Below are 23,412 nucleotides of genomic sequence, written 5' to 3' on the forward strand. Positions count from 1 at the left end.
CCCCCTTTTAAACGAAGCCTTGATCATGTTGCAGCAATACACAGAACAAATTGAGACCTTAGGCTTGTATGGTTTTTACCTTTTCCTGTTCATTTTAATGGGACTCTCCGTACAAGACGTATTAAAACGCAGTAACGTGCCAAAATTTGGACGTAATATTGTGTGGGCAGTTTTGTTCTTTGGTTGTGTTGGTTTTGTTTTTAAAGCCGTTGTAGAAATACTTTGGTCAACTAGCCATGGCTAATCGATAATTTTTAGGTAGAAAAATGGCAAAAGAATCATTTGATCGTATTACCCACGATCTTTTTGCTGACGAAGTACGCCCAGGTAGGCCTAAAAGTAATCCGCACTCTCGTAAAGTACAGCTTAAAATTAATAAGCAGAAACAGGTGTTGCGTGATAGGCAGAAAGGTTTAAAGCGTATTGAGTTAAAAGTAGATAGCGAACTATTCAATTTGCTTAATCAGCTTTCAGAAGAGCAAAATATAAATCGCAGTGAACTAATAACACAATTACTGCATGCACAAATAAATAATTAACAAAGGTATTAAGATATGGCAAGCGTTGGCATTTTCTTTGGTAGTGACACAGGCAATACAGAAGCTGTTGCTAAAATGATCCAAAAAGAGTTAGGTAAAAACCTCGTTGAAGTGAAAGATATCGCAAAAAGCAGCAAAGAAGAGATTGCCGAATTTAGCCTGCTTTTGTTTGGTATCCCTACTTGGTATTACGGTGAAGCACAATGTGACTGGGATGACTTTTTCCCTGATTTAGAAGATATCGATTTTAATGAAAAACTTGTTGCTATCTTTGGCTGTGGTGATCAAGAAGATTACGCAGAGTACTTTCTTGATGCGATGGGACAACTTGGTGATATTGTTGAAAGTAAAGGTGCAATAATTGTTGGTAACTGGTCAACAAAAGGTTATGATTTTGAAGCATCAAAAGCACTTGTTGATGATGATAATTTTATCGGTTTAGGTATCGATGAAGATCGCCAACCAGAATTAACCGCAGCACGTGTAAAAGAATGGTCTAAACAAATTTTTGATGAAATGTGTCTCGCTGAATTGAGCGATTAAACTTATTGTTGTAGGGAACACGATTATGCCTTTAGAGAATGACGCGTTAAAAGAAGCAGGACTTAAAGTCACTTCTCCTCGCTTAAAAATATTACGTCTATTACAGTTACCAGAAAACCAACATTTAAGTGCAGAGGATCTTTATAAGAAACTACTTGAACAAGGTGATGAAGTAGGTGTTGCAACAGTTTATCGTGTTCTAAACCAATTTGACGATGCTGGTATCGTGACACGCCATCACTTTGAAGGTGGTAAGTCAGTATTTGAATTAACTCATCAAGAGCATCATGATCACCTTGTGTGCTTAAAATGCGGTGAAGTAATTGAATTTAACGATGATTTAATTGAACAGCAACAAAAGTTAATTGCTAAAAAATATGGAATTAAACTCACCAACCATAGTTTATACCTTTACGGTGAACCTGTAGACGGTAAGTGTAACCATTAGTAATTAAGCCAAAATACAAAAAAAGCCCCATTTATCAATCGATAAATGGGGCTTTTTTATTGCGTTTAAACTAAACGCGTTATCAACACTTGGCATACCAAGCCTATTTAAAATAGGCTTGGTATGCCAATAATGATTAATCCATTGCAAGCTTAACCAACTCCTCCTTACGACGTCGGTTTTGAATCATGGCAATAGCAAGCAGTAATAATAGTGCAGGTATATACAGCCATTGCTTCGCTAATGCACCTTCGATAGGCACTTCAACCGACAGTACGGTTTGATCCCAATCTAATCCCATTTCAGCCGCAGGGCTATCAAAAACAACATCATCAATCATTACAACACCGTCGTTTTCAATCAGCGTAATACCCATATTATCTAAGCGCTGCTGTCCCGTTTCACCAGCAATTGCAAGATGTGCATAGAATGAAGTTGGCTCTCCAATATCACTGATACCACTGACCTGTATTTTTAGAGGACGATCTGTATGTGCTTGCTGCAGCTCTGTAATAATATTTACCGGCTCAATCGTTTTATAAGTGGGTGAAACCTGCTCCATGAAGTAGGCAGGTCTAAATAGTGTAAAGGCAATGAGTAGCAATAATAATACCTCTAACATACTACACTTATGGATAAAGTATTTTTGCGTTGCCGCAGTAAAAACTAATATGGCAGCGGTGGCGATCACAAACACTGAGATCCCATGCAACCAATCAACCCCAATCAACAGTAACTCAGTATTAAAGATGAACAAGAAAGGTAATATCGCGGTGCGCAAGCTATAGAAGAAAGCAATAACACTGGTTTTAATTGGTTTACCGCCAGAGATAGCAGCTGCAGCAAAGGATGCGAGTCCAACAGGCGGCGTAACATCAGCCATAATACCAAAATAGAAAACAAACAGGTGAACTGCAATCAATGGCACGATCAATCCATTTTGTTGACCCACTTCGACAATAACGCTTGCAAGTAACGAAGAGACAACAATATAGTTTGCTGTAGTGGGTAGCCCCATCCCTAAAATAAGGCTTAATATCCCCACTAAAATAAGCATGATGAGAATATTCCCGCCAGAGGCCATCTCAACAATATTAGCAAGAGGCGCACCGACATTAGTTAAGGCCACGACACCAACAATGATACCCGCTGTCGCCGTTGCAATACCGATGCTGATCATGTTCTTAGCACCAATTTCAAGGCCTTCTAATAGATCCTTAACACCAAGCTTGAACTGTTTAATGAGATTCGATTCACCACGAAAATAAGCGAACAGAGCTTTTTGTGTTAACAAAATAACAATTAATACCACCGTTCCCCAGAATGCAGACAACCCCGGAGATAAGCGTTCAATCATCAAACACCAAATTAATACAATCACGGGTAATAAGAAATGCAGGCCTGAGTTAACCGTCTCTTTGACAGGTGGTAAATGCACAATCGGCGCATTAGCATCATCTAACTCAAGTTCTGGGAAGCGTGCACACCAATAAGCAATAGCCAGGTACGCAAGCGCAACTAATACCGCGATAATATAAACAGAGCTATCTCCTGCGACTGATTTGATCCAACCCAGTCCATAATAAACAACCAATGCAAGTAAACAAAAAGAAAAGACAATCAAGGCAGCGTTACGCAAACGAATTAACAATTTAGCTGGCGGATTTGCACGCTCAAGCCCTTTCATTCCAGCTTTCATTGCTTCTAAGTGAACAATATAAACTAAGGCAATATAAGAGATAAGCGCAGGGATAATCGCGTGTTTAACCACCTCAAAATAACTAATTCCGACATACTCCACCATCAGAAAAGCAGCAGCGCCCATGACTGGTGGCATAATTTGCCCATTAACAGAAGAGGCAACTTCTACTGCACCCGATTTTTCAGCTGAAAATCCAACCTTCTTCATCATAGGAATAGTAAATGTTCCGGTTGTCACTACGTTCGCAATCGAAGAACCAGATATTAACCCAGTTAATCCCGACGCAATAACGGCGGCTTTAGCTGGACCACCACGCAGGTGCCCGAGCAACGAGAAAGAGGTTTTGATGAAGTAGTTACCCGCTCCCGCTTTATCAAGCAACGCACCAAATAATACAAATAGAAATACAAATTTTGTTGAAACGCCAAGCGCAATACCAAACACACCTTCTGTGGTTATCCATTGTTGATTTACAATCGTAGTGATTTTGTTGGCATTATGAGCAAGCAGTTGTGGCAGATTGGGTCCCATAAAGTTAAACACTAAAAAGATCATTGCGATAACAGCTAATGGCGCCCCTAAACTTCTTCTGGTCGCTTCTAATAAAATCAATATGCCTGCGACACCAGCAATAACATCCATTTGATTTGGAATACCAACGCGGGTAACAATACCTTCGTAGAAAATGAAGTAATAAGCCCCAAGAAAAGCACCAATGACCGCTAAGCCCCAATCGGCAACTGGAATGGTGGTTTTATCTGATTTTTTAAATGCAGGGTATGAAAGAAAAGCTAAAAAAAGTGCAAATGAGAGATGAATCGATCGTGCTTTGGTATCATCAAAAACAACTGTCCAATCTAGACCAATGGAATTTAAAAATTGCTGAAAAATAAAAGGAATTGGTGATGAAAAGTATAACTGAAAAAGAGACCATGCAATGGCCGTAAAGGTTATCAACCTTTTAACATTACCTGCGACATGTCGGCCACCAGTTTCTGTTTGTTCCACCAGCTCCTGTAGCTCGTCTTCATTCATAATATGGATCTGTTCGCGCATAATTTCTTCTTAACTTGATATGTAATAAAAAAAGGCAGAGATAAACGCTGCCTTTGATATGTTTTTAAAAATGGAGGTAAGAATTACATCCAGTTGCGCTCTTTGTAATATTTAACTGCGCCATCATGTAATGGAGCAGAAAGTGCATTTTTAATCATGTCTTGCTCTTTTAAATTAGCAAAAGCAGGATGTAATTTCTTAAAACGATCAAAGTTTTCAAAAACGGCTTTTACCACTTGATATACGGTTTCATTGTCTGTTTTTGTTGAACTAACAAATGTTGCAGCAACACCAAAGGTTTCTACGTCGTCAGGAGTGCCCTTGTACATGCCACCAGGGATAATTGCAGGTGCATAGAATGGGAAGTCTGCAATCAACTTATCGACTTCAGGACCAACAACAGGTACTACTTTAGAGTCACATGAAACACCCGCTTCTTTAATTGCACCAGACGGGTGACCAACGGTATAAGTAATTGCATCTAAGTTGTTATCACACAGTGCAGCAGACATTTCAGCAGCTTTAAGCTCAGATTTTAGACTAAAGTCTTTCATCGTGAAGCTTTTAGCATCCATCACAACTTCCATCGTGCCACGCGTACCAGAACCTGGGTTACCAACATTAACACGTTTGTTTTTTAGGTCGTCAAAGCTGTTAATGCCAGAATCAGCACGAACAACAAGGGTGAAGGGTTCAGGATGAACAGAGAACAGAGCGCGCAACTCTTTGTTGCCTTTGTTTTCAAACTTGCTTGTGCCATTGTAGGCATGGTATTGCCAATCAGATTGCGCAACGCCCATGTCTTGCTCACCAGCACCAATTGCATTAATGTTTGCTACTGAGCCACCTGTTGAAGGTGCATTACATTTAATGTTGTGATCTTTGATACCACGATTAACCAATTTACAAATCGATTGACCCACTACGTAATAAACGCCAGTTTGTCCGCCAGTACCGATGGTTACAAATTTTTGATCTGCAGCTTGAGCTAACGAAGTTGATAAAATTAACGCACTGAATAGCGAGTATTTAAAAGTCCTGTTCATTGATAATTCCTTTAAAAGTAAATGATCATTATGCGCAAGTCACATGATTTTTCAATGAGCTAACATCACTTTTGGAATGGGCATTGAAAAAAATGACTCACATTTCGGTAAAAAATTGACTTTCAATTTAATTTACTATCCAAAAATGAGCAGTTAATGATGTTTTTAAACTTTTATACAAGCGAGTAGTTACGCTAACAACTCACTGGTACTCCGCCTTTTAATTGAAAATGCAGCTTAGTACGTTAGTCAAGGGAGGCAGATAAATAGAAAATGAAACAAAAAAGATAGATTGGATAAACGAAAAATAGTTGCTCACTTCAGAAGAAGAGCTACTCATTATTAACAGCGATAGGCAGTAATCCAACCTCTTTATAATATCGAATAGCACCTTCATGCAACGGTGCAGACATGGCATTAAATATCATCGATTGCTTAGTTAATAACTCAAAAGCAGGATGTAGTTGAACAAATTCATCATGGTTTTCGAAGACCGATTTAACCAGTTGGTAAGCAACCTCTTCAGGTAGGTTTAAAGTTGTAGTGATCACAGCACTGACACCAAATGTTTCGGTATCCATCGGACTGCCGAGATACATCCCCCCAGGGATGACAGATCGTCGATAATAGCTCGTTTCGGCAATGAGTTTATCGATATTATGACTGAATACGTTAACTAATTTCGTTTGGCAGGCGCCAGAAGCCTCCTTAATAGAAGGGTTAGGGTGACCAACAACATAGATAATTGCATCGACCTTATCATTACAGAGCGCTTTAGCTTGTTCACTTGGATTGAGCGCTAAAACCTCTTGAAAATCTTTTTCCTGCCATTGGTATAGGTTTAATAGCACTTCCATCGTTGCACGCTGCCCCGAACGCGCAGTACCAAAGTTAACTCTTTTTCCTTTTAAATCATCAAAATGGTCAATATCGGAATCTGCACGCGCTAAAACCGTAAAGGATTCAGCGTGCACTGAAAAAAGTGAACGTAATTCAGGAAAATCGCCGACAGCTTGATAACGGCTAGAGCCTTGATAAGCATGATATTGCCAATCGGATTGCGAAATACCCAGAGTTAACTCTCCGCTGCGTACCCCTTCTAAATTATAAATGCTGCCGAGCGTACTTCTAATTTCACAGTGGTAATCTCCGGTAGTTAACTGATTCGCCAAATGACAAATAGCCCCGCCCATCGGATAATAAACACCGGTTATCCCTCCTGTACCAATGGTGAGGTATTGCTCTTTGGCTTGCATCGAAAATGACAACAATAGAAGAGTAAGCAGCACCGCGGTGAATAGTCTTGTGAAAACGATAATAAAGTCCCTGTACTAGCTTATTTTACGCAGTAATACTTTAGAATTACGCTTCAAGTTATACATCTCTTTTTTCGCAGCAGGTAGCTCATTAATATTAGTAAAATTAAAACCACGCTCCCTAAACCAATGGATACTTTGTGTTGTTAGCACAAAAATTGACTCAAGCCCTAATTCCCGTGCTTTGCGTTCCACATGCTCAACCAGATTATCTGCACGCGCACTACGACGATATTTAGGGTGACTCACTAAACAGGCTAATTCCCCCATTTTTTCATCTTTAAACGGATACAGAGCAGCACAACCAATAACCATGCCGTCCAGTTCTACAATTTGAAAGTGGTGGATCTCATTTTCTAATAGTTCACGCGAGCGTTTAACTAACACGCCCTGTTTTTCAAGCGGTTCAATAAGCTCTAGTAAACCACCAATATCATTAATGGTGGCTGTTCGAATACATTCGGAGCTCTCTTTTACTATTTGCGAACCACTACCATCACGGGTGAATAGCTCTTTTAATAGCGCGCCTTCTTGATAATAACTAATCAAATGACTACGTGTTACTCCTGCTTTACAAGCGGCAATACCCGCTCTTAAGAAACGCAAAGTACCGGACGCATCGCCCCCCTGCTGTGCAAGTAGATCAACATGTAATTGTGCTTGTTCAGGTAATAACTCAGATATCAGCTCACCAAATTCATCTAATACACCGGTGTGAGAACAAAAACCGATCAATTTATCAGCCTGAAGATCGATCGCAACCTGTGTCGCAACATCTTCAGCCAACAGATTAAATACTTCACCAGTAACAGAGAAACCAAGCGGAGAAATGACAGGAATAGAGCCCATATCGAGGTGGATTTTTAGCCCTTCCACATCAATGCGGCGTACTTTACCTGCTAAACAATGATCAATTCCATCCTTCACACCAATAGGCTGAGCAGTGACAACATTACTCACCACGGTGCGAATACTCGCGCCTTGCATCGGTGAGTTTGCAAGTCCCATCGACAAACGTGCTTGCAGCTCAATTTGCACGGTCCCAACAGCTTGCTTAATAAGGGTTAAACTTTTTTCATCGGTAATACGTACGCCGTTCTGAAAAGCGGTTTGATAGCCATGGAGATCCAGTTGTTTTTGAATCTGTGGGCGCACTCCATGCACTAACACCAATTTAACGCCAAGGCTATTCAGCAACGCAATATCATTGATGATATGTTGAAAATTGTCCGTTTCTAACGCTTCACCACCTAACATTAATACAAATGTTTTGTTACGGTGCGCATTAATATAAGGGGCAGAACTGCGAAACCAGTTAACTAATTGTTTTGAATCTTGTACCACTTGCATCCATTTACCTGTCTTTTCTTATACTTAACTTGTATTTAGCGAGTATTTTCCATTACCTCCATGTTAGCAATTGATCTTCTGTTATCCAATTAAAATAACCAGAGAACGTGCGCTAACTAAGTAATCTTTACATACAAAATATTTTTTATCTCCTTGTAAATAGAAATCTTCTCCCTGTTGTAAGGAGGTATCAACAACACGTTGCCATTTCCCACTCGGTGCAGCGGGTAACTCAAAGGTAAGATCTTGCCAGTAGGCGTTAAACGCGACATAGGTGACATGCTCAGAAGTAGGCTGCTTGCTTTCCATGGCGATCGCATGAGAATGTTCTCCCCAATCAGGCTGGTTTACTTTCACACCATGCCAACGAATCCCAGCTTGTTCAATAATATCATGCAGGGAATCACGTCTTGCATCGCTTAAGTGAACAGCTTCTAGTGTGGTGCGATGTTTAATCAGTTGCTTGGTAAAATGCAACAATTCTTGATTGTTGGCGATATCATCCCAGTTGAACCAAAAATCGGCATTATCCTGACAGTAACCATTATTATTACCTTGCTGGCTGCGCGCTATCTCGTCCCCCATCAATATCATCGGAGTGCCTAAGGAGATAAGGTTAATCGCAAGAAAGTTTTTGATTTGCTGTAAACGCAACTGCTTAATTTGGGCATCATCAGTTGGTCCTTCCACCCCATGATTCCAACTATAATTATCAGAGCAACCATCACGATTTTGTTCACCATTGGCATGGTTGTGCTTATCGTTGTAACTCACCAGATCATGTAAAGTGAAACCATCATGACAAGTAATAAAGTTCACTGATTTTTCTGGCTCTAAGTTATGATCGCCATACACATCAGGACTACCAATCAAGCGTGCAACAAATTTTCCTACTACCCCAGGTTCACCACGAATAAAACGACGCACATCGTCACGAAAGTGACCATTCCATTCACGCCAACGCTGCCCTGCTAGACTACCAACTTGATATAACCCACCAGCATCCCAGGCCTCTGCAATAAGTTTAACAGGCGATAAAATAGGATCGGTATCGATACTCCAGAGTGTCGGAGGACTTATCATCGGACGGCCTAATTCATCACGAGAGAGAATAGACGCCAAATCAAACCTAAAGCCATCGACATGCATTTTTTCTACCCAAAAATGTAAGCTATCAATAATCATTCGTCGCACCACAGAATGAGTACCATTGAGGGTATTTCCACAACCACTGAAGTTCATATAATGCCTTCTATCTTCCGATAAAATGTAATACACACTACTATCAAAGCCACGGAAAGAGAGCGTTGGGCCATTTTCATCTCCTTCAGCAGTATGGTTATAAACGACATCTAAAATAACTTCTATATCAGCAGCGTGAAGCGCTTTGACCATATCTCGAAATTCGTTGATAGGACCGAGCACAGATTGGTCTGAGCTATATTCACGATGCGTAGAAAATAGAGACAGTGGGCTATACCCCCAATAATTGACGAGTCCATCATGATGTTCAGTGGGATCAAATTGATGAACTGGCATCAATTCAACGGCGGTAATACCCAGCTCTTTAAGGTAGGGGATTTTTTCAACCAATCCAGCATAGGTACCACGCTTTTCAGCACTAATACCTGAGCTTGGGTGACGGGTAAACCCACCTACATGCATCTCATAAATAACACTGGTTGCGAAAGGATGGCGAGGGTGTTGGTCATCACCCCAATCATAATCGTCTATATCAACTACAACACTTTTAAGGCATGAGTCGATGTTAGAACCATCTTGAATCGCCGCTTCACGGCAGAAATTATCACCGCGTTCAACCAAGAGACCATAGGGGTCTAGCAACAGTTTGTCTGGACTAAATGCAAGCCCTTCGTGAGGGCGATAGGGTCCATTTACACGAAACGCATATAACTGCCCTGCTTTCACACCTTCAACAAATATGTGCCAATAATAGGCAGTGCGGTTATCCATATCTGACAAGGTGAATATATGGTTAGCCTGTTGAGCATCTTTATGATCAAAAAAAAGTAACTCGACAGACTCAGCTAAACGAGCATAAACGCAAAAATTAGCCCCTGCTTGCGTGAAGGTTACCCCAAGTTTGTCTGGGACTCCCTGTGAAAAACGATACATAGAACACTCCTAGACATATATTTTGTTGTGATAAAAATTATAGGTGAAATACACAGATGAGAGCAAGACTATTTTCAAAACTGCTTATATATGTACTGTTTAGCTGATTTTGTAGCGTGAATAGATCACCACTTCCCCTAAATATTGCTAGGTAGCCCCTCGAATATTGGATGTTAGTACAACTCAATAATATCTACAGCAGCATACCCCAAGCGCAATAAACCTCTCCTGTGATCATCAGCTAAATAATAATGATGTATTAGAAATACACAAAAACCAACCTACTATCATTTATTGTCGTTCATTATGAGATGCACAGATTGCTTATCACACCTTATAGAAAAAGGTTTACACAACATATTGATCTAGAAGGACACATTAGTCTATGGCAACAATATCAGACCCATTGCCACAACCAACCATAAAATAAAAACAATTACTCAGACATGTTGCAGACAAAAAAACAAAAAAAACCATCAAAATGCCTCACACCGCACAAACATAAAATATAAATAACAAAAACAAAAACAAAAAATTGCCATTTAAGATCTCTTTCCTACACTTAATTGCAATTTGATCCCTACATCTCATACAAGATAAATCAAAAAGTAGTGGTATTAATTTTTGTTAGGGTAAGTAGGTATATTAAATCAATGAAAGTCATAAATGTTTAGTTTTTAATATTTGATACACGGAGTATTTTATGAAATTTCAACAAACCCTGATCTCTTTATTTGTCATAGGCACTTTATCAGCTTGTGGAAGTAGTAGTTCCTCGGATACCGTCGTGGCAGACGAAGAGAGCACAACAACCCTCTCAGGCAAAGCAGCTGACGGCTACCTTATTAATGCTAAAGTCTGCCTTGACCTTAACAAAAACAAATCCTGTGACGACGACGAACCTAGCGCAATGAGTGATGATGACGGCGCATTTTCCTTAGAAGGAGTTACTCAAGAGCAGATTGATGCAAGCCCCTTGTTAGTAGAAATTATAAAAAATCAAACAATTGATAAAGATAACCCAGGCGTGTTACTAACAAAAAGTTATCAATTAAGTGCACCAGCTGGTTATACTTTTGTCAGTCCACTGACAACCCTTGTGCAAAACGAAGTTGAGAATGGCAATAGTGTTGAAGATGCCGAGTCAAATGTACAAGCAAAACTTGGCACAAGCCTTAATCTTAACGATGATTATGTAGCAGGTAAAGAAGGTGGAGATGACTCAAAAGAGTTCGAAAAACTTCACCAAATAGCACAAGTCACCGCTAACATCATTGCCGATAATATTGAGTTATTACAAACAGCTGCGGATTCAGAGGGCATTGCACTTTCAGAGTTAATCTCCTTAATCTCCAATGAAGTATTTTCTGCATTAGCCAACATAACGATGCAGATCGAAAATATTGCCAATGATGAAGATTTAGAGTTTGATGCAGATGACATTGCTGGTGATATTAATGAAGAGCATATCGGGTTAGAAGTAGAAGGTTTAACAGAAAAAATAGCACAGAATAAGGCAGATAAAGAGTCTATTGTCGCTAACTTAGTCAACCTTATTAAAGACGGAGGTATAAACTGGTTCTGGAGTGAAGATGAAGACGGTTACATTTTATTAGAGTATGGTAATTTATCATTGGATGCGGCAGGTGAAATTAACGATGTTGAATACGAAATAGATGAAAATGGTGAAGCTGTCATGCTCTCCTATGGATCTGATGACGATGAATTCGTATTAACTAAAGATGGCTGGGAAATTAATAATGATACCATCACTGACATTACGTTAAATGATAATGGGTCAATTACCTTCGTAATGGTAACCACGGCACTAAATGAAACGATTACAGGTAAGGAGATTGTCTTAGATGGCTTAAATGTATCAGCAATTTTAGAAGATACTGGTGGTGATGGTCTCTGGTCAGAAGCAATATCTGAGACACTTGTTTTCCCTGAAGGATCAAAAGCGTACAAACTTGATTTTGGTGCCACCACAGCTCGTTCGCCTTATGAATTAGAGCTTGGTGATTGGTGCCAATATGGTAATGAATATGATGTAGCACAATGGTCTGCACTTAATGAAACTTGTAATGGTATTGATTTAAATGATAGTTGGGCAACAACACTTGCAGAGTTTTTAGAAGAGGATAGCAGTGTTACAATTGCAGGAGGAGACGGCTATGATATTACGATTCAACTAATAGCCGGTGGCAGTGTGGAGTTCTATAAACATACTATCGATGAATCTGAACCAATTCAACTTTCATCTGGTACTTGGGAGGATATTACCGTACACACTAAAGTGTTACGCAAAGTTAATATTCCCACTTCTGTTTCAAGCCTTGATACAGATTGGTCACTCCTAGATGATGATGATGGCAATACCTTTTATCTAACTGTATATGAAGACTTTGTCCGTATCGTATCTGCAGATAATGATTTTGGTGATGATGGTGAATTAACATTTAATACCACGGCAAAAGAGTATATCTTAGATAATGCTTCTAGGGATATGCTTTCTGGAGAAGAGACAGAAGAGGAGCCAGAAGAAGAAATAACAGGTGGAACGGGTGACATTTCGCAAGGATAATAACCCGATAAAAACAGGTTAATAGCAATTATCAAGCCCGCAAACAACTGAACTGCGGGCTTTTTATATTAACGATGTTAAGCTTCTCTATCATCACTAAATACAGGTAAAGAGAGGTGCCAATAGATAGCAGAGACACGCAGCGAAAGAGTACCCGCCATTGCAATCACCATCGCCACAATTTGTCCGAAACCAAAATAGTTACAAATAACGTACAATGCAGCACCTAAAATAGAGGCAGTTGCATAGATCTCTTTTTGCAAAACAAAAGGAATTTGTCCGCTGAGTATGTCGCGTATCATTCCGCCTACAACACCAGTAATACACCCCATTACAATAGCAACTGGGCCACTAAAACCAAGCATTAACGCTTTTTGGGCACCAATAATAGTGAAAATAGCGAGGCCAAAAGCATCCAATAATGGCAATAGGTAAGCAGGAAAACGATGAATCCTATGCAACCAATATACCGAAATGATAGCGGTGGTGATAATGACATAAATATAGGTATTATCAACAATCCAAAATACTGGCGTTGCCCCCATCATCATATCTCGAAGCGTTCCACCACCGATGCCTGTAACACCTGCAAGTACTGTTATACCAAACGGGTCCATGCGTAAGCGAGTAGCGACTAACACACCTGAAATCGCACAGGCAATCACACCAATCATATCGGAAATATAGATAAAATTTTCGAGCATCAACACACGTCCTAGGGAAAAATTAGGCGAATGTTAACGACCTAATTTTAATGTTGCAAGTCACAGCTGTTTTTTTGTTAGTAATTTTCCTGAAACTGATGTGAACCAGCGTGAACTATTAACTCCTATCATCAATAAACAGGGCGTTAATATCAGCGTCAGTAACGTAGCAAAAGTAAGTCCACCTGCAATAGCGGTTGCCAACTGCGCCCACCATTGCGTAGAAGGAGCACCAAATTCAATACTGCGTTCCACAAAATCAAGGTTCATTTTTAACACCATCGGCATCAACCCAAGAATAGTCGTCACCGTGGTTAACAGTACCGGACGAATACGCTGTGCTCCGGTTCTTAATATCGCATCATGGGTTTTCATACCACGGCTCTTGAAAACATTGTAAGTATCGATAAGCACGATATTGTTATTTACAACAATCCCCGCTAATGCAATAACCCCGATGCCTGACATCACAATACCAAAGGGGCTCTGTGTTACAAATAGACCAAAAAACACACCTGCGGTTGAAAATATGACGGCACTTAAAATCAAGAAAGCTTGGTAAAAAGAGTTAAATTGCAACACTAAAATAAGCGCCATTACCGCAAGGGCCACCATAAACGCATTTTTCAAAAATATGGAGGCTTCTTGCTGATCTTCATTTTGCCCACGCAACTTGATACTCACCCTTGAATCCAACCCTAACTCCCCTAGCTCTTCCTGTAGTTCAGGTAAAATAAGACTAAGGTTAAAGCCCTCGGCCATATCCGCACTAACGGTCATCACAATACGACCGTCTACTTTTTTAATTGAGGATTGCTTTGGCATAGGCGTTAAACTGACAAAGTGACTGACTGGAATTTGTCCAAATTCAGTCTGCAAGCGTAACTCAGCGAGCTTACTTAAACTACGTTCACTTTCAGGATAACGCACACGTATATCTAACTCATCATCAACATCATCAGGTCGGTAAGTACCTAACATTAAACCATTTGTTAAGAACTGTACGCTACTGCCAAGTAATGTTGCATCAGCCCCATAACGCGCGGCATCGGCACGGTTAATTTTAAATTGCCATTCAACCCCCGGTTTCTCACCATCATCTTCAAGGTTAATGAAGTAGGGTTTAGCCGCTAAAGCATGATGTAATGTATCGGCGGCTTCCTGAAGTAGTTCCGGATAACGAGAGCTAAGTTCTATTTGCAATGCCTTTCCTGTTGGCGGTCCCGCTTGGTCTTTTTTTAGCTCAATTTCAACACCAGGCAACAATTTAGTCCGCGCTTGAATATCGGCAATTATCTCATTAGCAGTACGCCTTTCTTGCCAATCTCGAAGGTTAATACGCATAGTCCCTACGGTTTCTCCGGTAGAATCTCCCGTTTTTACATATAGAGACTCAATCTCACTTTGCAATTCCAATACTTTTTCTTCAATCGTAGCCATGATCTGATCTTGTTCGTCAATTGAGAAATCACCATAGGAACGGACTTTTACATTGATGCCAGTAGGCTCGACTTCCGGAAAAAACTCCACACCAAGGTTAGACTTTGAAAAAAGCGTGATGCCGGAACCGGCAATAATGATCGCAATTAATAGGATCCACCAAGGACTTTTAATCGATTTATGTAAGGTTTTAACATAAAAACCGGTGAACCCTGTAAGTGATAACAGATCACCTTTATCGGCGATAATCGCATCACTTTTCTGTTTTTCAGAAAGTGGACGCGGTTTACCAAATACACTGCCTAAAACAGGGATAAAGATAAGCGCCATCAACAACGATGCAGTCAACGTTGCAATCAGTGTTAATGGCAAGTATTTCATAAACTCACCGGTAATTCCCGGCCAAAACAACAGCGGAGCAAAAGCAGCGAGTGTAGTTGCTGTAGAAGCAGTAATAGGCCACGCCATTCGTTTAGCAGCCGTTAGGTAAGCTTGATGGCGTTTAACACCCGCACTCATTTCACGATCTGCAAATTCAGTAACAACAATTGCACCATCAACCAACATACCCACAGACATGATTAAGGCAAATAACACCACAATATTGACCGTTATGCCCGCCAGCCATAACACCAATATTCCAGTAAGAAATGAGCCAGGAATCGCAATGCCTACTAACGCTGCACTACGTGCACCTAAAATGGCAATAATAACAATCACCACCAACAATACCGCACTAATGACATTATTTTGCAGGTCATTAAGCATCTGCTTTACATCTTTCGAGCTATCGCCTGCATAGCTCACTTGAATATTATTGGGCCAAAACTGACGATTTTCATCAACCAATGCTTTTACTTTATCAACGGTTTCAATAATATTTTCGCCAGGACGCTTGATCACTTCTAGAGAAACAGTCGGTAACCCATTAACACGCACATAATTTGAAGGATCTTTAAAGCTACGACGAATTTGGGCTACATCTGCAAAGGTGATCACTTTATCGCCAGTCACCTTAATCGGCATCTCCATCACATCTTTCACCGAGGAGAAAACCGAGGGTACTTTAATCGGAAAACGACCTTTACCGTTATCCATGATACCCGCTGCAACTAAGCGATTATTACGTGAAATAAGGTTGTAGATATCATTCATATTAAGCTGATAACTTTCCATCAACAGTGGGTCGACTAAAATCTCCACCATATCTTCACGATCGCCGCCAATATTCACTTCAAGAATTTCTGCAAACCCTTCTAGCTTATCCTGCATTAAGCGCGCAAGAGATATCATCGCACGTTCAGGGGCACTGCCAGAGAGTAATATAGTTAAGGCAGGATTTTCTGTCGCGAGGGTAACCTGCCGAACAATGGGTTCATCACTATCTTGTGGTAATTTACTTTTGGCTTGATTAACCTGCTCGCGAACATCAATGAGAGCGTTTTTAATATCAATATCAACATAAAATTCTAATACGACTGAAGCATGGCCTGAGCTGGCAGTAGATTTCATCTCCTTGATACCTTCAAGGCTACTTAACTGCTGCTCTAAGGGGCGTAAGAGTTGACGTTCCGCATCTTCTGGTGAGATGCCTTCATGACCGACGGAGACATAGATAACAGGAATAGGTACATCCGGATCAGATTCTTTAGGGATATTAATATAAGCAGATAGGCCAGCAACTAATAAAAATGCCAACATCATCAATACTGCACGCTTACGCATTAGTGAGCCTTCAATGATTGCTTTCATTGCTATTCCTTAACAGCGCTAGCATCCACTTTCGCCCCCGCTTTAACAAATCCTTGCCCTAAGGTAATAATATCAACAGGGCCATCAAACCCAGATAACCAAGCCCCATTATTGTCCGCCTCTACTAGGCTGATCGCCTTAAAGACCACAACGCCCTCTTTAACAAGCTTCACACCAAGATTACCTTCTTCATCTAATGCTAATACTGAAGGAGAAACATAGATCGCATCGACAGGGTAAAGAGGGATGGTTAACTTAGCACTGATACCTGAAAATATTTTAAAGTCGGCGTTATCAAATTCAGCTTCGATACGAAAGGTACTACTTTTGCTGTCTGCCACTGAAGCGATATAAGTTAACTTGCCTGTGATCGTTTCACCAGAAAGAAGCGTCGCAGTTACTTTTTGTCCATTTTTCAATAACGTAATATGGTGCTCTGTAACATCACCACGAATCACAATCGGATCACTGTTTTCAATCGCAAAGATAGGATCGCCAACTTGTACATAATCCCCTTTATCTGCAAACTGCTCCTGTAATACTCCCGCAAAAGGCGCTACCACATTAGTACGTTTTATCTGCAATTTAAGTTGACGTAAATGGGTTTGCGCTGCCAAATATAAACTATTAACTTCAGCAAGACGCACCCGCCCCTGAAGACCTTTATCGTTAAGAGATTTTACCGCTTTATAATTTAGTTCACTCTCATTTAATTGCGCTTGCGCTTGTGCAAGTCTCTCTGGTAATTCACTTTTTTCAATATTAACTAAGCTTTTACCTGATTTAACGTAATGCCCTTTTTGCGTTGAAATTTTTATTATTTTACCCGCCACCTCTGCACGAACCACGGCGCGACTGTTAGCTTCACTCTTGGCATATAAGTTAATTTCTTTAATTATCTGCTCAGGAACAAAATGGGTCGTTTGTACTTTGGGTAGTGGTGAGGATTCAGTCTCTTTTTGCTGTGCCATTAACTCACTTTGTGCAGGAGATGACAGCATCCAGAAAAACAGCAATGCTACGATAAGCAACGCTAAGTAATAAGGTCTTAAGAGAAAGTAACGAAGAGCAGAAAGAAACATAATTAACCTCAAAAAATAGTAAATAAATCACTTGATGCATACTATAGTGATTAACGCTTAATACTAGATTAAATATGAGGAAATGTTATTTAACAGTTAGTTTTGTATAGGAATTGTTGCATTTTAAAATAAAGTGTTGAAGCACTAACTTCAGCACTTTATTTGCATAACGTTTAATATGGCTAGATAGAAAATGAAGATCCACAGCCACAAGTAGCCGTTGCATTTGGGTTATCAACAAAAAAACGAGAACCATCAAGGCCACTTGTATATTGTACCGTACCACCGACTAAATATTGTAAACTCATTGAGTCTACAATTAAGGTAACACCATTCTTTTCGATCTGTGTATCACCTTCATTAACTTTTTCATCAAATGTAAAGCCATAGGAAAAACCTGAACAACCTCCACCCGTTACATAAACACGTAACTTCATATTTGGATCTTCGTCGGCCATTAGACCCTTTACTTGATTTGCAGCACTTTCGCTGAAATAAATGGGTAGTGCCATTTCTACTTCGGATGTCATGTTAACCTCTAATTCGATGTATTCTGTCGCGCATTATCTAATACCTGACTAATTTGTTCAACTATTATTGTAATTGCACTAAATAATATTATTTGAACATCCAGTATAAGGTCGAATGTATTGTTTATAAAGAAGAAAAATGGTTGTCTTCATTGTTCATCAGCATTATCAAATTCACTTAATGTACTAATATCTTTGGTGGTTAGTACACGCCAATCATAACGCTCTTCAATATTTTGTGCTTTATACCAACGGTTGCCTGCAACGCTTAACTGTAAAATAACTTCATCGACGGTTACTTCATCTGATAGAGAAAAAGAACCTTGAATAGTTTGAAAATATTTAAACTTAAAGCTGCTTTGTAGTTCTTCCGTTAATTCACTGAGTTTAATTGTTTTCAATTTTTCCTCTTCAAAAACCGAAAAGGAGATATCAAATTTACCCGTTAAAAAACGGCGATCCTTCTGTGATTGCATCAACACTAATTCATAATCCCACTGCTCAGTCAGTTCATTCTTCACTACTGAGAAAGAATACACTTTCATGCCCGTTGTCTCTAACTCAGGAGCAATAACACGTTCATAGAAAAATAACTTGTTGTTAGCCGCAGCAAGTTCATCTTGAAGTTGTTTATTACTATGCAACAAGCTTTTGATCGTTTGTTGTTCTGATTCGGAGTTGACTTGGATGCGCGAAAACTCGGTTGCTAAACTGTTATTACGTGCTTGCACCGCTTGCAGTTCTGAATTCACTACAGACAGTTGCTCATCTAATATGTCTTGTTTAAATTTACCGAGTAAAAAACCAAGTAATAAACACATTAGGGAAACAACTAACCATTTTACAAAACTATTTCTTAAACGCTTCACAATTATTCCTTGGGATCAGTGGGGGCAACACGAGAAAGTGCTTTTCGTGTCGTTTCTTGACGCTTACGTCGCATAGATAGTTTCATCGTACGCTCTAAAAGTTGCGTGTAGATAGGTCGACCACCTAATGATTGAGCTACCATTGTAGCACCTAAACAGGTAACAATAAGTGGTAAGATCATCTCATAATTACTTGTCATTTCAATAACTAATAGAATTCCTGTAATAGGGGCGCGTACCGTTGCTGCAAATAACCCGCCCATCCCAGCAATCGCAAAGGTACCTGCGTCAGTCACTAAATGTGGAAATAGCGACTGCGCAGCTAAACCAAATAACATACCAAATAATGTCCCAAGTGCCAGTGTTGGCGCAAAGACCCCACCCGGCGCACCTGAGCCAAAACTGAGTAATGTGGCAATAAGGCGGAATAGGAACAGTATCATTAACCCTCCCATCAGATAATGACCACCTTCAACATGCGGGATAAGCTCCATACCACTAAAAGCGATATCTGGTTCGACAATCGAAAGTCCACCAAACACGGCACCTAAAAACAAGCCTATCGCGACAAAACGCCAGCGCTGATTCTGATGGATAAATAGATACATATCCTGTGTCGCCAAAATCATTTTATTAAATAAGATACCTACCACACCAAAACAAAAACCCAATAATAGGTATAACCATAATGACATTAAACTGGGGTGTGAATAGGAAGTAACAGTAACAACGGCATCTTGACTCGTGATTAAACGCATCACGATGGTTGCCATGATGGCACTCATAAAAACACTTTTAGTCGAGGTTAAGTTGTAATTGAACTGCGAGCGCATCTCCTCGATAACAAACATAATACCCGCTAATGGCGCATTAAATGCAGCGGCTAAACCACCAGCAGCACCAGCGGCAAGCAACGCCTGAGCATCGACCTTATCAACCTTAAAGATATCCGAAATCATTCGTCCGAGGTTTGCACCAAGCTGCACCGACGGACCCTCTCGCCCTAACACCATACCACTGCCTAGTGCCAGTAACCCACCAAAAAACTTAACCGGGATAACACGCTTCCAACGTACTGGGCGCATCCCTTCCATAGCTCCTTCTATTTCAGGAATACCACTACCGCCCGCTTCTGGTGCAAAACGATGAGTAATATAGAAAGCTAATCCAGCCATTAATGAGGAGATAGGGATAGCAACTAACCACATTGGGGTCGTTGAATCGCTATAATACTCAATAAATGACAGACGTAATTCACTAATCCAAATAATGCCATGATCAAACAGCGCTGACATACCACCAGCAAGAATACCAATGAAAACCGATAACCAGATGATCAGCGCGCTACTTTTACGGGTAAAAAAACGCTCAATAAAACGATTTATACTACTGATAAATAAGGATGAAATATTTTTTTGCATAGCGTTGAAAGCAACTTATAGGGATGAAAGACAAAAACAACCATTATATAAAATAAAACCAGACCAGAAACTTGACCTAGTTCATAAAAACATTAAACATAAATATATTCGACGATTTTTATAAAAACTTAATCATAGCCCACTCACTGTTATTATAAGAATATTGAGGTATAAAAAGAAAGTCCCTTCCTTTGTATTTGTAGTACAAATGCAATATTTTTTATAGACTTGCTCTATTACGTATCATGGCAATATTCAATCTGCTATATTGATGATTTTCAACAACAATAATTATAGGCATAGTATGAGCAATTCAGAGACCCTTTTTCAACGTGCGCAAAATATCATTCCTGGTGGAGTAAACTCCCCCGTTCGTGCTTTTAATGGTGTAGGTGGTGGACCACTATTTATTGAACGCGCTCAAGATGCTTATATTTTTGATGCCGATAAAAAACAATATATCGATTACGTGGGTTCATGGGGACCAATGATTCTTGGTCACAACCATCCTGAAATAAAAAAAGCAGTGATTGAAGCTGCAGAAAATGGTCTCAGCTTTGGTGCACCCACTGAAATAGAGATCACCATGGCGGAAAAAGTCAAAAGCTTAGTTCCTTCGATGGAACAATTACGCATGGTAAGCTCTGGTACCGAAGCAACGATGAGCGCAATCCGTTTAGCTCGCGGCTATACCAACCGAGATAAAATCTTAAAATTTGAAGGTTGTTATCATGGCCATGCAGACTCACTACTTGTTAAGGCAGGTTCAGGCGCATTAACTTTAGGACAGCCTAGCTCACCAGGTATTCCAGCCGACTTTGCACAACATACCCTAACTGCTGATTATAATGATTTAGCTTCTGTAGAAGCCCTATTTAAAGCCTACCCAGGACAAATATCTTGCATCATTGTTGAACCAGTTGCGGGCAACATGAACTGTATTCCGCCTGCTCCGGGGTTTTTACAAGGTTTACGTGAGATTTGTGATAAAGAGGAAGCATTACTCATTTTAGATGAAGTGATGACAGGCTTTCGAGTTGCATTAGGTGGTGCACAAGCATATTACGACGTGGTACCTGATTTAACCACATTAGGTAAAGTGATTGGCGGCGGCATGCCAGTAGGTGCTTTTGGCGGTAAAAAAGAGGTGATGCAACATATTGCACCAACAGGTCCTGTTTACCAAGCTGGTACACTGTCAGGTAACCCTATCGCAATGGCAGCGGGTCTTGCTTCACTTAATGCATTAGATACGCCAGAGTATAAATACCTTGCAGAAAAGACAGAAAAACTGGCGCTTGGTTTGCAGCAGGTCGCTAAAGAAGAAGGTGTTGCATTAGCCGTTAATTACGTCGGTGGTATGTTTGGCTTCTTCTTTACCGATGCAGAGAAAGTGACTAATTTTGCTGACGTATGTAAATGTGATATTGATAAATTCAAAAAATTCTTTCACTTGATGTTAGCTGAAGGTGTTTATTTAGCTCCCTCTGCCTTTGAAGCTGGATTTTTATCACTAGCCCATACCGATCAAGATATTGAAGATACTCTTCAGGCAGCAAAGCGTGCTTTTGCACAGCTGTAACAATTAAAAAAATAAGCGCTTATAAATTACGTTATGAGCGCGATTTGTTAACACCACAAATCTTCCTACCAAATAGATAACAACCAAAACGATTATTAATAAGAGTTAGATCATATTCACCCGATCTGCATCTAAAAAACAGAGTTAAAATGGTCTCCTTAATATATACTTACTGCCCACTTTTCTGAATTGGTAATACTTGATGAGCTTCAAATCGCAGTTTTTCTATTTCTTAAAACCAATTTTTTGGGGAATTATTATTGCATTGGTAATAATGTATGGCGCTAAATTTACCGATGTGGTGGGTAATTTATTAGATAACGATGAAGTTTCTAGTTACAGTAGCGCAGTCAAAAAAGCATCTCCAGCGGTAGTAAACATTTACTCGCAGCAATACATTGATTCTAGTATAGATAATAAGCAACATTTACAACCCACAGGGTTAGGCTCAGGTATTATTGTTGACAGTAAAGGCTACATTCTCACTAATTTCCATGTTGTCTCCCAAGCGGATCAGATCCTTATCGCTCTGCAAGATGGGCGCTTATTCAGTGCTAAGGTAGTGGGAAGTGATCTTATAACCGACTTAGCTGTGCTACAAATTGAAGGTAATAATTTACCTGTTATCCCACAAAATTTAGAATATTCACCACGAGTGGGTGATGTAGTGCTCGCGATTGGCAATCCTTACAATCTAGGGCAGACAATTACCCAAGGTATTATAAGCGCAACAGGACGCAGTGGTATGAGTTCATCGGGACGACAAGATTTCCTCCAAACAGACGCTGCGATTAATGAGGGAAATTCAGGTGGCGCACTGATCAATAGCCGTGGAGAATTGGTCGGTATTAACACATCAGAGTTTTATGCTAATACACAATCGATCAGTAATGGCATTAGTTTCGCGATACCTTATCAGTTATCACGTCGTATAATGGAAAGCCTAATTAAAGATGGACGTGTTATTCGAGGCTCTTTAGGGCTTGTTGCTGAGAATTTAGATCCCTTACTCGCGCGCTTATGGGGCTTAAAAGCGCAAAATAGCATCATTATTAAAGCAGTAGGCAAAGATGGTCCCGCCTTTACTGCAGGCGTTCAAGTAAATGACATCTTATTAAAGATTAATAACAAAGCGGTAGAAAATTTAGTAACAGCTCTCGATTACGTTGCAGAGATAAAACCAGGAACGGAGACGACACTAACATTGCTAAGAAAAGGCGAGGAGATAAAACTCCCGGTTATTATTGGCGAGTTAAATAGTCCAACAAACCAGTAAAAACTTAATCGAATCACATTGATGAGCAATAAA

Annotated in this window: 18 protein-coding genes; 7 read left to right on the top strand and 11 right to left on the bottom strand. The window is 40.0% G+C overall.

Annotation, left to right across the window (positions count from 1 at the left end):
- The first annotated feature begins 25 nt into the window (after nt 1–25).
- Genes QQK09_RS16460 through fur form a run of 4 tightly spaced genes read left to right on the top strand, consistent with a single transcriptional unit; the run spans nt 26 to nt 1,530 of the window.
- A complete protein-coding gene (locus QQK09_RS16460) occupies nt 26–244 on the top strand; it encodes a DUF2788 domain-containing protein (protein ID WP_284205255.1) in 219 nt (72 codons plus the stop codon).
- A gap of 22 nt (nt 245–266) precedes the next feature.
- On the top strand, nt 267–539 hold the full coding sequence (gene ybfE, locus QQK09_RS16465) for a LexA regulated protein (protein WP_284205256.1): 273 nt from the start codon (nt 267–269) through the stop codon (nt 537–539).
- A 15-nt stretch (nt 540–554) separates the two neighbouring features.
- Entirely contained in the window at nt 555–1,082 is a 528-nt protein-coding gene (gene fldA, locus QQK09_RS16470) for a flavodoxin FldA (protein WP_284205257.1), read from the top strand.
- Nucleotides 1,083–1,107: 25 nt separating this feature from the next.
- The gene (gene fur, locus QQK09_RS16475) at nt 1,108–1,530 is read left to right on the top strand and encodes a ferric iron uptake transcriptional regulator (protein WP_284205258.1); all 423 of its coding nucleotides are present in this window, start codon (nt 1,108–1,110) and stop codon (nt 1,528–1,530) included.
- A gap of 136 nt (nt 1,531–1,666) precedes the next feature.
- Here the strand turns inward: fur and QQK09_RS16480 are convergent, their stop codons facing one another.
- The 5 genes from QQK09_RS16480 to glgX form a co-directional block, all read right to left on the bottom strand.
- Complete coding sequence (locus QQK09_RS16480; protein WP_284205259.1) at nt 1,667–4,288, bottom strand: TRAP transporter permease; 2,622 nt, start codon at nt 4,286–4,288, stop codon at nt 1,667–1,669.
- A gap of 83 nt (nt 4,289–4,371) precedes the next feature.
- Nucleotides 4,372–5,334 carry a TAXI family TRAP transporter solute-binding subunit gene (locus QQK09_RS16485; RefSeq protein ID WP_284205260.1) on the bottom strand — a complete coding sequence of 321 codons (963 nt, stop codon included), beginning with the start codon at nt 5,332–5,334 and terminating at the stop codon, nt 4,372–4,374.
- Between the two features lie 332 nt (nt 5,335–5,666).
- A complete protein-coding gene (locus QQK09_RS16490) occupies nt 5,667–6,623 on the bottom strand; it encodes a TAXI family TRAP transporter solute-binding subunit (RefSeq protein WP_284205261.1) in 957 nt (318 codons plus the stop codon).
- Nucleotides 6,624–6,665: 42 nt separating this feature from the next.
- Nucleotides 6,666–8,000 carry an amino-acid N-acetyltransferase gene (argA, locus tag QQK09_RS16495; RefSeq protein ID WP_284205262.1) on the bottom strand — a complete coding sequence of 445 codons (1,335 nt, stop codon included), beginning with the start codon at nt 7,998–8,000 and terminating at the stop codon, nt 6,666–6,668.
- An 81-nt stretch (nt 8,001–8,081) separates the two neighbouring features.
- Nucleotides 8,082–10,136 carry a glycogen debranching protein GlgX gene (gene glgX / locus QQK09_RS16500; protein WP_284205263.1) on the bottom strand — a complete coding sequence of 685 codons (2,055 nt, stop codon included), beginning with the start codon at nt 10,134–10,136 and terminating at the stop codon, nt 8,082–8,084.
- Nucleotides 10,137–10,839: 703 nt separating this feature from the next.
- Between glgX and QQK09_RS16505 the strand changes: the two genes are divergently transcribed.
- Entirely contained in the window at nt 10,840–12,723 is a 1,884-nt protein-coding gene (locus tag QQK09_RS16505) for a hypothetical protein (protein ID WP_284205264.1), read from the top strand.
- A gap of 77 nt (nt 12,724–12,800) precedes the next feature.
- Here QQK09_RS16505 and QQK09_RS16510 read toward each other — a convergent pair whose 3' ends face one another.
- The 6 genes from QQK09_RS16510 to clcA all read right to left on the bottom strand — a co-directional run bounded on the left by QQK09_RS16510 (nt 12,801) and on the right by clcA (nt 20,521).
- Nucleotides 12,801–13,427, bottom strand: coding sequence for a trimeric intracellular cation channel family protein (locus QQK09_RS16510; RefSeq protein WP_284205265.1), 627 nt, complete (start codon nt 13,425–13,427; stop codon nt 12,801–12,803).
- A gap of 60 nt (nt 13,428–13,487) precedes the next feature.
- Complete coding sequence (locus QQK09_RS16515; RefSeq protein ID WP_284205266.1) at nt 13,488–16,619, bottom strand: efflux RND transporter permease subunit; 3,132 nt, start codon at nt 16,617–16,619, stop codon at nt 13,488–13,490.
- Nucleotides 16,620–16,621: 2 nt separating this feature from the next.
- Nucleotides 16,622–17,701: an efflux RND transporter periplasmic adaptor subunit gene (locus QQK09_RS16520; protein WP_284205267.1), complete on the bottom strand. Its 1,080-nt coding sequence runs from the start codon at nt 17,699–17,701 to the stop codon at nt 16,622–16,624.
- Between the two features lie 182 nt (nt 17,702–17,883).
- Complete coding sequence (gene erpA, locus QQK09_RS16525) at nt 17,884–18,231, bottom strand: iron-sulfur cluster insertion protein ErpA (RefSeq protein WP_284205268.1); 348 nt, start codon at nt 18,229–18,231, stop codon at nt 17,884–17,886.
- Nucleotides 18,232–18,380: 149 nt separating this feature from the next.
- The gene (locus QQK09_RS16530; protein WP_284205269.1) at nt 18,381–19,100 is read right to left on the bottom strand and encodes a DUF6776 family protein; all 720 of its coding nucleotides are present in this window, start codon (nt 19,098–19,100) and stop codon (nt 18,381–18,383) included.
- Between the two features lie 2 nt (nt 19,101–19,102).
- Nucleotides 19,103–20,521, bottom strand: coding sequence for a H(+)/Cl(-) exchange transporter ClcA (clcA, locus tag QQK09_RS16535; protein ID WP_284205270.1), 1,419 nt, complete (start codon nt 20,519–20,521; stop codon nt 19,103–19,105).
- Nucleotides 20,522–20,825: 304 nt separating this feature from the next.
- Between clcA and hemL the strand changes: the two genes are divergently transcribed.
- Nucleotides 20,826–22,103 carry a glutamate-1-semialdehyde 2,1-aminomutase gene (gene hemL / locus QQK09_RS16540; protein WP_284205271.1) on the top strand — a complete coding sequence of 426 codons (1,278 nt, stop codon included), beginning with the start codon at nt 20,826–20,828 and terminating at the stop codon, nt 22,101–22,103.
- 202 nt (nt 22,104–22,305) lie between these two features.
- A complete protein-coding gene (degS, locus tag QQK09_RS16545; protein WP_284205272.1) occupies nt 22,306–23,379 on the top strand; it encodes an outer membrane-stress sensor serine endopeptidase DegS in 1,074 nt (357 codons plus the stop codon).
- Nucleotides 23,380–23,412: the final 33 nt, after the last annotated feature.

Origin of the sequence: Psychromonas marina (assembly GCF_030161115.1) — a bacterium.
Classification (GTDB): Bacteria; Pseudomonadota; Gammaproteobacteria; order Enterobacterales; family Psychromonadaceae; genus Psychromonas; species Psychromonas marina.

What these genes read in the sequence shown, in the direction of transcription:
- QQK09_RS16460 (WP_284205255.1), top strand. Translation starts at nt 26, where the DNA reads ATGTTGCAGCAATACACAGAACAAATTGAGACCTTAGGCTTGTATGGT.
- ybfE (WP_284205256.1), top strand. Translation starts at nt 267, where the DNA reads ATGGCAAAAGAATCATTTGATCGTATTACCCACGATCTTTTTGCTGAC.
- fldA (WP_284205257.1), top strand. Translation starts at nt 555, where the DNA reads ATGGCAAGCGTTGGCATTTTCTTTGGTAGTGACACAGGCAATACAGAA.
- fur (WP_284205258.1), top strand. Translation starts at nt 1,108, where the DNA reads ATGCCTTTAGAGAATGACGCGTTAAAAGAAGCAGGACTTAAAGTCACT.
- QQK09_RS16480 (WP_284205259.1), bottom strand. Translation starts at nt 4,288, where the DNA reads ATGCGCGAACAGATCCATATTATGAATGAAGACGAGCTACAGGAGCTG.
- QQK09_RS16485 (WP_284205260.1), bottom strand. Translation starts at nt 5,334, where the DNA reads ATGAACAGGACTTTTAAATACTCGCTATTCAGTGCGTTAATTTTATCA.
- argA (WP_284205262.1), bottom strand. Translation starts at nt 8,000, where the DNA reads ATGCAAGTGGTACAAGATTCAAAACAATTAGTTAACTGGTTTCGCAGT.
- glgX (WP_284205263.1), bottom strand. Translation starts at nt 10,136, where the DNA reads ATGTATCGTTTTTCACAGGGAGTCCCAGACAAACTTGGGGTAACCTTC.
- QQK09_RS16505 (WP_284205264.1), top strand. Translation starts at nt 10,840, where the DNA reads ATGAAATTTCAACAAACCCTGATCTCTTTATTTGTCATAGGCACTTTA.
- QQK09_RS16510 (WP_284205265.1), bottom strand. Translation starts at nt 13,427, where the DNA reads ATGCTCGAAAATTTTATCTATATTTCCGATATGATTGGTGTGATTGCC.
- QQK09_RS16515 (WP_284205266.1), bottom strand. Translation starts at nt 16,619, where the DNA reads ATGAAAGCAATCATTGAAGGCTCACTAATGCGTAAGCGTGCAGTATTG.
- QQK09_RS16520 (WP_284205267.1), bottom strand. Translation starts at nt 17,701, where the DNA reads ATGTTTCTTTCTGCTCTTCGTTACTTTCTCTTAAGACCTTATTACTTA.
- erpA (WP_284205268.1), bottom strand. Translation starts at nt 18,231, where the DNA reads ATGACATCCGAAGTAGAAATGGCACTACCCATTTATTTCAGCGAAAGT.
- clcA (WP_284205270.1), bottom strand. Translation starts at nt 20,521, where the DNA reads ATGCAAAAAAATATTTCATCCTTATTTATCAGTAGTATAAATCGTTTT.
- hemL (WP_284205271.1), top strand. Translation starts at nt 20,826, where the DNA reads ATGAGCAATTCAGAGACCCTTTTTCAACGTGCGCAAAATATCATTCCT.
- degS (WP_284205272.1), top strand. Translation starts at nt 22,306, where the DNA reads ATGAGCTTCAAATCGCAGTTTTTCTATTTCTTAAAACCAATTTTTTGG.